The sequence below is a fragment of the Phenylobacterium sp. genome (genome assembly GCF_046291545.1).
In the GTDB taxonomy this organism is placed as follows: domain Bacteria; phylum Pseudomonadota; class Alphaproteobacteria; order Caulobacterales; family Caulobacteraceae; genus Phenylobacterium.
Genome location: NZ_JBKBSM010000004.1, coordinates 48638 through 61816 on the forward strand (window position 1 = coordinate 48638; position 13179 = coordinate 61816).

At 69.8% G+C, this 13179-nt stretch carries 12 protein-coding genes and 1 tRNA gene; 4 read left to right on the plus strand and 9 right to left on the minus strand.

Annotation, left to right across the window (positions count from 1 at the left end):
- Positions 1-117 precede the first annotated feature (117 nt).
- The 3 genes from ACK4YQ_RS11335 to ACK4YQ_RS11345 all read left to right on the plus strand — a co-directional run bounded on the left by ACK4YQ_RS11335 (position 118) and on the right by ACK4YQ_RS11345 (position 1643).
- A complete protein-coding gene (locus ACK4YQ_RS11335) occupies positions 118-1095 on the plus strand; it encodes an SPOR domain-containing protein (protein WP_409611426.1) in 978 nt (325 codons plus the stop codon).
- Between the two features lie 137 nt (positions 1096-1232).
- Positions 1233-1325: transfer RNA gene (locus tag ACK4YQ_RS11340), tRNA-Ser, on the plus strand.
- Positions 1326-1466: 141 nt separating this feature from the next.
- Positions 1467-1643, plus strand: coding sequence for a NepR family anti-sigma factor (locus ACK4YQ_RS11345; RefSeq protein ID WP_409611428.1), 177 nt, complete (start codon positions 1467-1469; stop codon positions 1641-1643).
- Positions 1644-1651: 8 nt separating this feature from the next.
- Here the strand turns inward: ACK4YQ_RS11345 and ACK4YQ_RS11350 are convergent, their stop codons facing one another.
- Positions 1652-2176 carry a sigma-70 family RNA polymerase sigma factor gene (locus ACK4YQ_RS11350; protein ID WP_409611430.1) on the minus strand — a complete coding sequence of 175 codons (525 nt, stop codon included), beginning with the start codon at positions 2174-2176 and terminating at the stop codon, positions 1652-1654.
- 205 nt (positions 2177-2381) lie between these two features.
- On the opposite strand from ACK4YQ_RS11350, the gene egtB reads away from it, so the two are divergent.
- Positions 2382-4613, plus strand: coding sequence for an ergothioneine biosynthesis protein EgtB (gene egtB / locus ACK4YQ_RS11355; protein WP_409611432.1), 2232 nt, complete (start codon positions 2382-2384; stop codon positions 4611-4613).
- A 42-nt stretch (positions 4614-4655) separates the two neighbouring features.
- On the opposite strand, the gene ACK4YQ_RS11360 is transcribed toward egtB, so the two are convergent.
- From ACK4YQ_RS11360 to ACK4YQ_RS11395, 8 genes are all read right to left on the minus strand, one after another.
- The gene (locus ACK4YQ_RS11360; protein WP_409611434.1) at positions 4656-4874 is read right to left on the minus strand and encodes a general stress protein; all 219 of its coding nucleotides are present in this window, start codon (positions 4872-4874) and stop codon (positions 4656-4658) included.
- 158 nt (positions 4875-5032) lie between these two features.
- The gene (locus tag ACK4YQ_RS11365) at positions 5033-6271 is read right to left on the minus strand and encodes an ABC transporter permease (protein WP_409611436.1); all 1239 of its coding nucleotides are present in this window, start codon (positions 6269-6271) and stop codon (positions 5033-5035) included.
- A complete protein-coding gene (locus ACK4YQ_RS11370; protein ID WP_409611438.1) occupies positions 6268-6951 on the minus strand; it encodes an ABC transporter ATP-binding protein in 684 nt (227 codons plus the stop codon). Before ACK4YQ_RS11370 ends, ACK4YQ_RS11365 begins: the two co-directional genes overlap by 4 nt.
- Positions 6952-6955: 4 nt before the next feature.
- The gene (locus tag ACK4YQ_RS11375) at positions 6956-8509 is read right to left on the minus strand and encodes an efflux RND transporter periplasmic adaptor subunit (RefSeq protein WP_409611440.1); all 1554 of its coding nucleotides are present in this window, start codon (positions 8507-8509) and stop codon (positions 6956-6958) included.
- A gap of 162 nt (positions 8510-8671) precedes the next feature.
- Positions 8672-10018, minus strand: a complete 1347-nt coding sequence (locus ACK4YQ_RS11380) for an ATP-binding protein (protein WP_409611442.1) — start codon at positions 10016-10018, stop codon at positions 8672-8674.
- On the minus strand, positions 10015-10749 hold the full coding sequence (locus ACK4YQ_RS11385) for a response regulator (RefSeq protein ID WP_409611444.1): 735 nt from the start codon (positions 10747-10749) through the stop codon (positions 10015-10017). The genes ACK4YQ_RS11380 and ACK4YQ_RS11385 overlap by 4 nt, the downstream gene beginning before the upstream one ends.
- A gap of 56 nt (positions 10750-10805) precedes the next feature.
- A complete protein-coding gene (locus ACK4YQ_RS11390; protein ID WP_409611446.1) occupies positions 10806-11474 on the minus strand; it encodes an MBL fold metallo-hydrolase in 669 nt (222 codons plus the stop codon).
- A gap of 108 nt (positions 11475-11582) precedes the next feature.
- The gene (locus ACK4YQ_RS11395; RefSeq protein WP_409611448.1) at positions 11583-13124 is read right to left on the minus strand and encodes an amino acid permease; all 1542 of its coding nucleotides are present in this window, start codon (positions 13122-13124) and stop codon (positions 11583-11585) included.
- Positions 13125-13179: the final 55 nt, after the last annotated feature.

Sequence of the window (13179 nt, forward strand, 5' to 3'; positions counted from 1 at the left end):
CTCGGGAGAGACCGCCCGTCTGGCGTTTGTCGTTAACTCTCGCTAGGTTGGCCCTGAGGGCCGGTTCGGCGCCAGCTCCGACCGATGGACCAGGGGGCGCGTAGGGTGCGACCAATAGTGTTAGCGGCTGTGGGGGGCGTGGGCCTCTGCGCTGCATTCGCCACCGTCGCCTGGTCGCAGGGCTCTGCTTCGCTGCCGGCGTCGCTCGACCGCGCAGCGCTGGTGTCCTGGCTCAAGGCCAACACCGACCTGGATCCGACCAACGTCATCTCCGTCAGTCCGGCCAACATCATCGGCGTGATGGCGGTCAATCGCGTCGAGGGTGGGTCCGGCCGGGTGTTCCGAGCGCAGATCCGCTCGGAGGTGATCAGCGCCCAGACGATCCGCGAGGCCGGCAACAGCTCCTGGGCGGCCGATGTCGAGGTGGATTGCCAGACCCGCAAGGGGAAGGTGAACCGTATCCTCGATTTTCCCCAACGCAACCTGGTGGGGCAGGCGAGGGAGGCTGGCGGCTCGGCGGAGTGGGTGTCGCCGCCCCCGGGAACCCACCTCTACACCGTTGTCGCGGCGGTCTGCGACGCCAACTTCCAGCGTCCGCTCGCGGCCGGCCAACAGGTCGCGGCCGCGCCCCAGCGACCATCCGCCAGACCGCCGGCGTCGCCTGCCCAGTCGCCTGCCCAGGCGCCGGCGGCGATCGCGACGGCCCCGCGGGCGCCGGCGCCTGCCGCCCAGGCCGCGGCTCCGGGCGCTCCCGCCGTCTCCCGGGCGCCCGCGCCGGCCCAGGCGCCGCCGCGTCCGGCCTCTTCCGGCCGGCGCTCGTCGGTCGCTGTGCAGATCGCCGCCGCCGATTCGGAAGCCAAGGCCGTGCGAGCTCTGCGATCGGCGCAATCGACCTTCGCAGCCCAGCTCAGCGGGACGGCGATCTCCACCGTGCCGGTGGAGTCCGGCGGCCGCACGCTCTATCGCGCCCTGGTGCACGGCTTTGCGTCGACGTCGGACGCGGAGGCCTTCTGCGCAGCCTACAAGGCGACGGGACGCGATTGCTTCCTGCGTTCGGCTGTGCCGGGGAATGCACGGGCGGTCGCAGCACGCTGATCAGCATACGCCGTTGCTCCGGCGGGGCAGTTTCGGCTATGGAGGCTCCTCCTGGGCCCGGGCGGCCGGCGCGTCGCGGCGCGCCGAGTCGACACGGGGCGACGGAGCGGGAGACAACCCGCTGAACAAACGACGCTGGTGACGTGGCCGAGTGGCTGAAGGCGGCGGTTTGCTAAACCGTTGTACGGTGTAAAGCCGTACCGAGGGTTCGAATCCCTCCGTCACCGCCATTCCCGCGCGCAGTCGGGACCTTCTGCCTCCGCAAGTCCAGCGACGGGTGCGCCGCCCGCCGGCGGCTCTACCTTTAAGCGAACGCAGTCTGTTAACCCTACTGGCGCATGCTATGCCATCTTCCTCTTCGGGAGCGGGCCATGGCGGGCGAACGAGCGAGCAGGGACAAGAGTCGCGACAAGGCGATCGACGAGGCGCTGCGGGAAATGTACCGCGCGGTCGAGCAGCGCCCCCTACCTGATCGGCTCCGATCCCTGGTCGAGCAACTGGACGGCGAAGGCCGGCCGGCGGCCAAGACCGCCCGCAGGCGCGGCTGAACCCCGATTCACGCGCCGTCGGCGCGGCCCTTGTCGGCGTCCTCGGGCGCTTCTTCCATCTCCTTCAAGAGCCGGGCGCGGGCGCGGTTGACGCGGCTTTTCACCGTGCCCAGGGCGCAGCCGCAGATCTCTGCGGCTTCCTCGTAGCTGAGGCCGGCCGCGCCGACGAGGATCAGGGCTTCGCGATAGTCTGCGGGCAGGCGGTCGAGTGCGCGCCGCAGGGCGCTGACGGCGACGGTCCACTCCTGTGAAGCCGGGGAGGTGAGGGCGCCGGCGTAGGCGCCGTCCTGGTCGCGCACCTCGCGCTGACGGCGCGTGGCGTGGGTGTAGTAGGTGTTGCGCAGGATGGTGAACAGCCATGCGCGCAGGTTCGTCCCCGGCTCGAACCGATCCCGCGCCGCCCACGCCTTGGTCAGGGTCTCCTGGACCATGTCGTCGGCGTCCGACCCATTCTGGCAGAGGGACCAGGCGAACGCTCGCAGCGTCGGGATCATGTCGACGATGTTGTCACGCCACTCGGCAGGAGTGGTCATGGCGTCTCCCGTCCTTTGCGAACGCCCGCCCCGCGAAGCCGACATGGAACGCCCCGCCCGATCAACTGTTCCGTCAGCAAGCGTCAGCAGTCGCAGGCGCTCAGGTTGGATCGGGCGAAGGGGACAACTATGTCGCTGAGGGCCTGACGCGCGCCGCGGCTCACCCCAGCGGCCGCCTGTTGCAGACTTAGGGTGGAGACAGACGATGGCGCCGCTTTCACGGGACAGGGTCGGGGACGCGGCGCGGCCGCAGGCGGCGAGCGCGATGTCTCCCGTCGAGCGCTACCTGGCGGTCCGCCGGGTGTCCGAGACCCTGGCGCTGCCGCTCTCGGCCGAGGATCAGTCCGCCCAGTCGATGCCGGACGCCAGTCCGACCAAGTGGCACCTGGCGCACACGACCTGGTTCTTCGAGACCTTCATCCTGCTGCCGCGCCTGCCGGGATATCGCGTCTTCGATCCGCGCTTCGCCTATCTGTTCAACTCCTACTATGAGACGCTGGGCCCCCGCCAGCCGCGGCCGGAGCGAGGGCTGCTCACCCGTCCGAGCGCATCCGACGTCATGGCCTATCGCGGCCATGTCGACGAAGCCATGCAGCGGATGCTGTCCAGCAACGCCGCCTCGGTCGCCGAGCTCCTGGACCTGGGCCTCGCCCACGAAGAGCAGCACCAGGAACTGATCCTGATGGACGTGCTGCACCTCTTCGCCCAGTCGCCGCTGAAGCCGGCCTACGCGCCAGCCTCGGCCGCACACGCGGCGCCCGACCCCGGTGCGATGGGGTTCGTCGATTTCGAAGGCGGGCTCGTGGCCATCGGCCATGACGGCGAGGGCTTCGCCTTCGACAACGAAGGCCCGCGCCATTCGGTCTATCTGGAGCCCTACCGCCTGGCCGACCGGCTTGTCACCAACGCCGAGTGGCTGCGGTTCATCGAGGACGGCGGCTATGCGAACCCTCAGTACTGGCTGGCGGACGGATGGGCGCGGGCGCAGGCCGAGGGTTGGACCGCCCCGGCCTATTGGCGGCGGGGCGACGACGGCGCCTGGCGCTCCATGACCCTCCATGGGCTGCGGCCGCTGGATCCGCACGCGCCGGTCTGCCATGTCAGCTACTACGAGGCCGACGCCTACGCCGCCTGGGCCGGCCGGCGGCTGCCGAGCGAAGCGGAGTGGGAGCACGCCGCCGAGGGCCTGCCGATCCGCGGCACGTTCACGGTCAAGGGCCGCCTCTCCGGACCGTCGGCGCTGCCGAGCGGCGGGCTGCGCCAGATGTTCGGCGAGGTCTGGGAATGGACCCGCAGCGCCTATTCGCCCTATCCGGGGTTCCGCGCCGCCGAGGGCGCCGTCGGCGAGTACAACGGCAAGTTCATGGCCGGCCAGATGGTGCTGCGGGGCGGCGCCTGCGTGACCCCGGACGGGCATGTCCGCGCGACCTATCGCAACTTCTTCCACCCGCACCAGCGCTGGATGTTCTCCGGCGTCCGCCTGGCCGAGGACGCGCAGCGCAAGCGCCATCCGGTTCATTCGTCGGAGTTTGCGCGGGACGTCGTGTCCGGGTTGTCGCATCCGACGAAGACGCTATCGCCCAAGTACTTCTACGACGCGGAGGGCTCGCGCCTGTTCGAGGCGATTTGTGAGACGGCCGAGTACTATCCCACCCGCACCGAGGTCGCCTTGCTGCGGCGCATCGCCGAAGATCTCTCCGCCGAGATCGCTGAAGCCGCGGCGCTGGTGGAGTTCGGCAGCGGGGCCAGCGTCAAGACCCGCGTCCTTCTGGACGCCGCACCGCAGATCGCGGTCTATGCGCCCATCGACATCAGCCCCGACGCCCTGGCCGAGGCCGAGCGCGCGATCCGCCGCGACTATCCCGCCCTGGAGGTCGCGTCGCTGGCGGAGGACTTCACGAAGGCGCTGGGGCTCCCGGGCGCCGTGGCCGGCCGTCCGGTCGTCGGCTTCTTCCCTGGCTCGACGATCGGGAACTTCACGCCGGAAGAGGCCCGCGCCTTCCTCGCCTCGGCCCGCCGCCTGTTGGGCAAGGACTCAAGCTTCATCGTCGGTATCGATCTCGTGAAGGACCCGGCTGTGCTCGAGGCGGCCTATGACGACGCCGCGGGCGTCACCGCCGCCTTCAACAAGAACCTGCTGGTGCGCATGAACCGTGAGCTTGGCGGCGACTTCGAACCCGGCCGCTTCAGGCACCAAGCCGTGTGGAACGCGGCCGAGCGGCGCATCGAGATGCATCTGGTGAGCCGGACCGACCAGGTCGTCCACGTCGCCGGGCGCGCCTTCCGTTTCGCCGCAGGGGAAAGCCTGCACACGGAGAACTCCTACAAGTTCACCCTGGAGGGCTTTTCGGCGCTGGCGGGAGAAGCGGGCTGGCAGGTGCGCCGCACGTGGTCCAGCGAGGACCCGGCGTTCGCGGTCGTGCTGCTGTCAGCGTAGGGAAAGGGGGGCCGGGCCGGCATCGCCGACCCGGCCGGATAGTCAGCTTTCCAGGTCGTTCCCGCGCCGGCCTCCGCCGCGGGACGCTTCACCGCCCTTGCGGCCGGCCGAGGCCGCGAGATCCCGGTCCTTGGCGAAGCTGCGCTTCTCGCCCGGCACGCTGGCGCCGCCCTTGCGCGCAATCTCGCGGCGGCGCTCGGGATTCATGGCGGCGAACCCACGACGGGCCCTCGGCTTGGAATTGGTTTCGACACTTGCCATCAGTTTCTCCTCGCGGCTGGAGACGTCGCCGCACGGCGCGGGCGTCGGTCCGATCGCCTGCCGCCCCGAAGGCGAATCGGACACGAGCGCGAGGTCTCGCGGCGGCTGTACAGCTAGGCAAACCCGCGAAGCATGCTGACGGTTGCGCAGCGTCAGGTTTATTCCCGTCTGAGGGCTTCGATCGGGTCCAGCCGCGCCGCGCGCCAGGAGGGATAGGCGCCAAAGACTAGGCCCACGAGCACGGAGAAACCGAGGGACAATGGTCCCGCCCACGACGGCACCGCGGCGGGCCACGAGCCGATCCGGGCGATGACCACCGCGCCGATCACCCCGATCGTCAAGCCGACTACGCCGCCGGCGAGGGACAGCGCCACCGACTCCAGGGCGAACTGGATGAGGACGTGCGAGCGCTTGGCGCCCAGGGCCATGCGCAGGCCGATCTCCCGTGTCCGTTCGGTCACCGCGACCAGCATGATGTTCATGATCCCGACGCCGCCCACGACCAGGGAGACCGCGGCCACGGCGGCCAGCAGGATCGTGAACGTCGCCACGGCGGCCTGCGAAGCCTGGAGGATCGACGCCATGTTCTGGGTCGAGAAGTCGTCGTCGTCCCCTGGGCGGATGCGGTGCTGCTGGCGCAGGACGTCTGAGACGTCCTCCTGCACCCGGTCGAGAACGTCTTCGGAGGCGGCCTTGACGTAGATGGTCTGGACCTCGTCGCCGCGGAGGCGCCGGCCGACGATCCGCGAGCGCACGGCCTGCAGCGGCCCCAGCACGATGTCATCCTGATCCTGGCCGAAGCTTGACTGCCCTTTGGATTCCAGGACGCCGATCACCTCGAACGGGACGGATCGCACCCGAACCCGCCGCCCGATCGGATCGGCCTCGCCCCACAGCTCGCGCGCCACCGTGGGGCCGATCACCACCACCTTGCGGCCCTGGCGGGCTTCGCGGTCGTCGAACATCCGACCCTGGGCGACCACCAGGTCTCGCGCGATCAGGTAGTCGGGGGTGACGCCCTCGATACGGGTGTTCCAGTTGGCGCCGTCGGCTACGAGCTGAGCCTGACCGCGCACCGCCGGGGCCACGGCCGCGACACCGTCGACCTGCTGGAGGAGGGCCTGAGCGTCGCGGTCGGTCAGGGAGTTGCTGGATCCTGCGGCCTGCATCACGAACCCGCCGCCGCCGCCACGGGTGGAAGCCGGAGAGACGATGATCAGGTTGGAGCCCAGGCCGGCGATCGTGCTGGTGACCCGTTGCTGGGCCCCAAGCCCGATGGAGGTCATCATGACCACGGCGGCGACGCCGATCACCACCCCAAGGGAGGTGAGGCCGCTGCGCAGGGGATGGGCGACGATGGCGCCGGTCGCGAAGCGGACGAGCTCGATCGCCTTCACGCCGCCGCTCCCCGGTCATCGCTGATGATCAGGCCGTCCCGGAAGGAGACGCGCCGAGCCGCCTCGGCGGCCACCTCGGGGTCATGGGTGACGATGACCAGCGTCAGGCCCTCGCGATTGAGCTCCTTGAAGAGCGCCATGACCTCTTCTCCCGTGTGGGTGTCGAGGGCGCCGGTAGGCTCGTCCGCCAGCAGGAGGTCCGGCGCGTTCGCCAGGGCCCGGGCGATGGCCACACGTTGCTGCTGACCGCCGGAGAGCTGCGTGGGCTTGTGTCCCATGCGAGTCCCCAGTCCGACGCGCTCGAGGAGGTCCGCGGCCCTGGCCCGCCGATCGGCCGGCTCGAGCCCGGCGTAGATCATCGGCAGCTCGACGTTCTGCAGGGCGGTCAGCCTCGGCAGGAGCTGGAAGGACTGGAAGATGAAGCCGATCCGGCGGCGCCGGAACTCTGCGAGTTGGTCGTCGTCGAAGCGGCCCACGTCCTCGCCCTCGAACAGATAGGAGCCGCTCGTGGGCCGATCGAGGCCGCCCAGGATGTTCATCAGGGACGATTTGCCCGAGCCGGACGGGCCGATCACCGCGACGCTCTCGCCACGGTCGATGCTCATGCTCACCCCGGCGAGGGCGGCGACCTCCTCCTCGCCCATGACGTAGACCTTTCGCAGGTCTCGGATCTCGATCACCGGCCTACATCCGCACGCGAACGGGCGCCCCGCCGCCGGGGCCGCCCATGGGGGAGCGCGCCTGCACCTTGGCCTTGGGGCCGCCGCCGGTGATCACAAGGTCGCCAGGCTGCAATGCGCCGCGGATCTGGGTGGAGGAGCCGTCGGTGGCGCCGACCTGCACCGGCACAGGGACCGGCTTGCCGTCACGAAGCACGTAGACGACCCCGCCTGTGAAGCCGTCGGCCCCGGCTCGCCCTTCGGCCAGGGTGGCCTTCAGGGCCGACAGCTTGGCTTTCTGCTCCGGCTTCAGGTAAGGTTCGAGCTGGGCGAGCGCCGACTCCATGTTCCGGCGCATGGCTGCACGCATGGCCTCGCGATCGCCGCCTTCCGCAAGGCTCGAAGCCATCTTGGCCCGCAGGTCAGCCTGAATCACGCTCCAGCGCTCGCGCTGGCTCGCGTCGAGATCCAGCTCCTCCGCCACGCGAGGCCCCCCCATGCGCACGCGGCCGCCGCCCGCGCCCGGGGAGTTGCGCGGCGGTCCGCCGAAGCCGGGCGGCCCCGAAGCGGCCTGCAGGTTGGCGCTCGCCGGCTTCCAGCGCAGCGCTGCAGCGGGCACCTTCAGCACGTTGGGCCGCTGCTCGATGATGATGTCGGCGTTGGCCGTCATGCCCGGCAGGAGGCGTCCGCGGGGATTGTCGGCCTCGGCCATCACCGTATAGGCGACGACATTGGATTCGGTGACGGGCTGCTTGCGCACCTGGGTCACCACGCCCTGGAAGTTGTCATCCGGAAAGGCGTCGACGGTGAAGCGCACCGCCTGGCCCTCGGCGACCTGGCCGATATCGGCCTCGTCGACGGAGATCTTCACCTGCACCTTCGAGAGATCCTGGGCGATGCGGAACAGGACCGGCGCCTGCAGGCTTGCGGCCACCGTCTGGCCGGGCTCGATCTGGCGGTCGACCACCACGCCGTCGATCGGCGAGACGATCACGGTGCGGGTCAGGTCAACCTCCTGGCTGCGCAGGGAGGCGCGGGACTGGGCGATGCGGGCGCGGGCGGCTTCGACGGCTGCGGCGTTGCGCTTGTAGGCGGCTTCGGCCAGGTCCAGCGTGGACGGCGAGTAGTAGCCCTGTTCGACCAGGACCTTCTTGCGCCTGAAGTCAGCCTCGGCGGCGGCGAGCTCGGCCCGCGCCTGGTTGAGGGTCGCCTCGCCCGCGGCGATGTCGGCCCGCCCCTGGGCGACGCGGGATTCGAAGGTCTGCGGGTCGAGGATGGCGAGCACCTGGCCCTTCTTGACCTCGTCGTTGAAGTCGACGCGCACCTCGCGGATCTGACCGGAGATCTGGGAGCCCACCTCGACCGTGACCAGCGCCTCCAGGGCGCCGGACGCCGATACGGCCTTTGTGATGGGGCCGCGGGTCACCGCTTCTGTGCGGTAGGGGTCCTTGGGCGGGCCGCCGCGCATCTGGAACACGACGAAGCCGGCGGCGACTACGAGCAGCACGGCGGCCCCGCCCCAGAGCATCGGGGCCGTGCGGCGACGGCGCTTCACGGGACGGGAGGGCGTTGGGGTCATCGATGCTGTTCTTCGGGGTATGTCGAGGCGAGGGACAGTCTGGCGTTCGCGTCTGAACCGCAGCTGACGGCTGCGGCTGGAATCGCCTCTACATCTGCGAACCGCGTTACAGGCCTATTGCAGAGCCGCTCGGCAGTCTTGCGCACCGGCAACATCGGGGCGCTAGATCGGGAGCTGCACCCGGGCCGTCAATCCGCCGGCGGAGCGGTTGAACAGGGTCACATCCCCGCCATGGCCGCGCGCCACCGAGCGCACGACCGCCAGGCCCAGGCCGATGCCGCCCGTCTGCCGGCTGCGAGACGGCTCGCGGCGATAGAAGGGATCGAACACCCGCTCGTGGTCCTCCGCCGGGATGCCCGGGCCGTCGTCAGCGATCTCGACGATGGCGTAGTGGTTCTCACGATACACCCGGGTGCGGGCGCGGCCGCCGAACTTGACCGCGTTGTCGAGGAGGTTGGTGAACAGCCGCCGAAGCGCCAGGGGATCGCCTTCGATCACCACCTTCTCGCCGCGCTCGATCTCGGTCTCCGCGCCCGTCTCGGCCATTTCGTCACAGAGGCTCTCCAGCAGCGACGAGAGCTCCAGCGGCGTGCGTTCGCTCGGCCGGGTGGCGTCGCGCACGAAGGTCAGCGCCGCCGAGATCATCTCCTCCATCTGGTCCAGGTCGCCCGCCATCTTGCCCCGCAGGTCTTCAGGGGCGTTCTCGATGCGGAACCGCAGCCGGGTGAGGGGCGTGCGCAGGTCATGAGCGATGGCCCCGACCATGGCCGTACGGTCGTCCACATAGCGACGCAGGCGTTCCTGCATGTCGTTGAAGGCGCGGACGGCCACGTCGATCTCGCTGGAACCGCGCATGGTGAGCGGCGGCGCTCGGGGGTCGCGCCCGAGGCGCTCGGCGGCCTCGGCGAACAGTTTGATGGGCGCCGAAAGCCGACGTGAGAAGAGATAGGCGACGGGGGCCATGGCCAGGGCGGACAGGAAGAACCAGAGCGCCACGCGCTGCTGCCAGCTCGACAGCCCGAAGCCGCGGACCGGCCGCACGATTCGCCAACTGCCGTCGTCCTGCTGGACGCCCACCTCGAAGGGCGTGACCAGGAAATGCTCGTCGCGGTCGCCGCCTTCGCGCTCGATGCGGTCGCGCACCAGGCGGAACACCCGCCGGTCGGAGAACGGCCCCTTGTCCGACGAGATCACCACGCGGTCGACGGGCACGTCGATCGCCTCGGCCAGGGCGCGGCAGATCATCGGCGCCAGGCGGCTGTCGGACTTGGGCGAGGGCGCGCGGGCACTCCGCCTGACCTCCAGCGGACGGCGCTCGACGAACTCCATGTGCCCGCCGTTGTAGGTCCGGACGATCTCGTCCAGCCGGTAGAAGTCGGGCACCGGCGGCGGCAGGTTGAAGAGCAGCAGCAGGCTGATCGCCTGCGCCGCGATCAGGCTGAGGATGATCAGCGCCAGGAGCTGGCCGAAGAGGGACGCCGTGGGCCGTGCGGCGCCGGCCGACTTCATGTGCGCTTCACCTTGGCGGTGAACATGTAGCCTTCGTTTCGGATGGTGCGGATCAGGTCCTGGCCGCCGCCGCCGTCGTCCAGCTTGCGCCGCAGCCGGCTGATCTGCACGTCAATGGCCCGGTCGAAGGCGTCCGAATCCGGCCCGCGCGCGAAGTCGAGGAGTTGGTCCCGGGTGAGCACGCGCTGGGGCCGCTCCACAAAGGCGCGCAGCAGGGAGAACTCCCCGCTGGAGAGGTTGACCACCACCCCCTGCGGCGAGCGCAGCTCGCGGCGCACGAGGTCCAGACGCCAGCCGGCGAACTCGCAGCCGGCGCCGATGCCGTTGGCCCCGCCGCGCAGCTCGGCCCGACGCAGGACGGCGCGCACTCGGGCCAGGAGCTCACGCGGGTTGCAGGGCTTGGCCAGATAGTCGTCGGCGCCGAGTTCCAGCCCGACAATGCGGTCTGTGTCCTCGCCCATGGCCGAGAGCATGATGATCGGCGGCCCGCCCGAGGCGGCCATGCGCCGGCAGATCGCCAGGCCGTCCTCGCCTGGGAGCATGACGTCGAGCACCACGAGATCCACAGGACCGCGTTCGAGCGCCAGCTCCATCTCCCGCGCGTCGGCCGCCGTTTCGACCTGATAGCCGTGCCGGCCCAGGAAGTCGGAGACCACGTCGCGGATGCCCGGGTCGTCGTCGACCATCAGGATGCGGGCGTTCTCGGCGGCCTGGTCCGTGCGTGTGTCCATGCGCACCATTTTCAGGTCCCCGAATGACAGTGGGATTTCACCGCTGAAACCGCGCTTCAGCCGTCGGCGAGAACGTCGTCGGCGACGAAGGGATTGGTGCGCCGTTCATGGCCGAAGGTCGACATCGGACCGTGGCCGGGAACGAACTGCACATCCTCGCCAAGCGGCCAGAGCTTGCCCGTGATCGCCGAGATCAGCGCCTTGTAGTCCCCGCGGGGAAAGTCCGTGCGGCCGATGGAGCCCTGAAACAGGACGTCGCCCACCTGGGCGAAGCGCGCGCCGCGGTGGAAGAACACGACATGGCCGGGCGTATGGCCGGGACAGTGCAGGACCTCGAACTCGGTCTCTCCAAGCGTCACCTTGTCGCCGTCCTCGAGCCAGCGATCCGGGGTGAACGAACGCGCCTCCGTCATGCCCCAGCGGGCGCCGTCGTCCGTGATCTTGTCGATCCAGAAGGCGTCCTCGCGGTGCGGGCCTTCGATCGGCGCGCCGGTGGCCGCCTTCAGGGCTTCGGCTCCCCCGGCGTGATCGAGGTGGCCGTGGGTGATCCAGATCTTCTCCAGGGTCAGTCCCTGGTCTGCGAGCGCCTTCAGGAGGCGCGGGACTTCGCCGCCGGGGTCGATCACCGCGGCCTTCCCGGTCTTGGCGCACCAGACGATCGTGCAGTTCTGCTGCAGCGGCGTGACGGGCGCGATCAGCGCGCGGATGGGGGGCTCGGCGGACACGGCCTCTCCTCGGTTGGCGGGTCCGCCTAACATCGGCGCTTGGGCCGCACAAGAAAAGGGCCCGGGGCATGCGCCCCGGGCCCTGCGTCAATTTCGTCCGAGCCGTGCTCAGCGGGCGCCGGGGGGCGGCGCGCCCGGCATCGGCGGCACCGATTCCGGCGGCGCGTCGGGCGACAGCTCTGGCACCTCGACCACGCCGCGAGCCAGGTGGCTGTTGCGGTAGCCGTAGAGGAAATAGACCACCAGGCCGACGATCGCCCAGCCGGCGAACATCAACTGCGTTTCTGCCGACAGGCTGAAGAACAGATAGATGCAGCCCACCGCCGCCAGGGGCGCGACGACCGTCACCGCGGGGGTGCGGAACGGACGCTTGCGGTCCGGATCGGTGCGCCGCAGCACCAGCACGGCGATCGCCACCATGGCGAAGGCGAAGAGGGTGCCGGAGTTCGAGATGTCCGCCAGAACGCCCACCGGGAAGAACGCCGAGAACAGCGCGACGAACACGCCGGTGATGATGGTGATCACGTGCGGCGTATGGAACTTTGGATGCACGGCCGACAGCCTGCTGGGCAGCAGGCCGTCGCGGCTCATCACGAAGAAGATGCGGGTCTGGCCGAACATCATCATCAGGATGACCGAGGGCAGGGCGAGGCCGGCGGCCAGGCCGATCAGGTTGCCGATCTGGGGCCAGCCGATGTTGCGCAGCGTCCAGGCGAGCGCCTCCTTGGAGCACACCACCTTGCTCTCGCCGATCGCCTGGCAGGCGGCCGACAACGCCGGGCTGCCGGGGCGCAGGCCCTGGCCCGCAGAGTCGACGATCGGCTGGGCGCCCACGGTGCCGATCACGCCCGAGGCCACCAGGATGTAGAAGATGGTGCAGATCCCGAGCGAGCCGATCAGGCCGATGGGCATGTTCCGCTGCGGGTTCTTCGTCTCCTCGGCTGCGGTGGAGACGGCGTCGAAGCCGACATAGGCGAAGAAGATCGAAGCCGCGGCCGCGGACACGCCGCCGAAGCCCAGGGGCATGAACGGGTTGAAGTTCTCCATGTTCATCACCGGGAACGCCAGGATGATGAACAGGGTCAGGGCCGCGACTTTGACCGCCACCAGGATGGCGTTGACGGTCGCCGACTCCCGCGTGCCGATCACCAGAAGGGCGGTGACCACCAGGGCGATGCCCGCCGCAGGCAGGTTCACCAGGCCGCCGTCGAGGGGGCCGCGCACCAGCGTGTTGGGTATGTCGATGTGCAGAGCATTCTCGAGCAGGCCGACCACATAGCCCGACCAGCCGACGGAAACGGCGCCGGCGGCGACGGCGTATTCCAGGATCAGAGCCCAGCCCACCATCCAGGCCAGCATCTCGCCCATTACGGCGTAGCTGTAGGTGTAGGCCGATCCCGACACCGGGACCATGGACGACATCTCCGCATAACAGAGCGCGGCCACGGCGCAGACGAACCCGGCGATGATGAAAGCCAGGATCATGCCCGGGCCGGCCTTCTGCGCCGCCTCCGCGGTCAGCACGAAGATCCCGGTGCCGATGATCGCGCCGATGCCGAGCATGGTGAGCTGGAATGCACCCAACGATCGGTGCAGCGACTTCTTCTCCGCGGTCGCAAGGATCGCGTCGAGCGGCTTAACGCGCCACATATTACCTCCTGAGAGAGCGACCCCCATGCCGCTCAGAGCTGGCGCGGAGCGTTGC

Excerpts from the sequence above, each read along its gene's own strand:
- ACK4YQ_RS11360 (WP_409611434.1), bottom strand. The coding sequence starts at position 4,874 with ATGGCAAGTGTCGAAACCAATTCCAAGCCGAGGGCCCGTCGTGGGTTC.
- egtB (WP_409611432.1), top strand. The coding sequence starts at position 2,382 with ATGGCGCCGCTTTCACGGGACAGGGTCGGGGACGCGGCGCGGCCGCAG.
- ACK4YQ_RS11375 (WP_409611440.1), bottom strand. The coding sequence starts at position 8,509 with ATGACCCCAACGCCCTCCCGTCCCGTGAAGCGCCGTCGCCGCACGGCC.
- ACK4YQ_RS11380 (WP_409611442.1), bottom strand. The coding sequence starts at position 10,018 with ATGAAGTCGGCCGGCGCCGCACGGCCCACGGCGTCCCTCTTCGGCCAG.
- ACK4YQ_RS11385 (WP_409611444.1), bottom strand. The coding sequence starts at position 10,749 with ATGGACACACGCACGGACCAGGCCGCCGAGAACGCCCGCATCCTGATG.
- ACK4YQ_RS11345 (WP_409611428.1), top strand. The coding sequence starts at position 1,467 with ATGGCGGGCGAACGAGCGAGCAGGGACAAGAGTCGCGACAAGGCGATC.
- ACK4YQ_RS11395 (WP_409611448.1), bottom strand. The coding sequence starts at position 13,124 with ATGTGGCGCGTTAAGCCGCTCGACGCGATCCTTGCGACCGCGGAGAAG.
- ACK4YQ_RS11350 (WP_409611430.1), bottom strand. The coding sequence starts at position 2,176 with ATGACCACTCCTGCCGAGTGGCGTGACAACATCGTCGACATGATCCCG.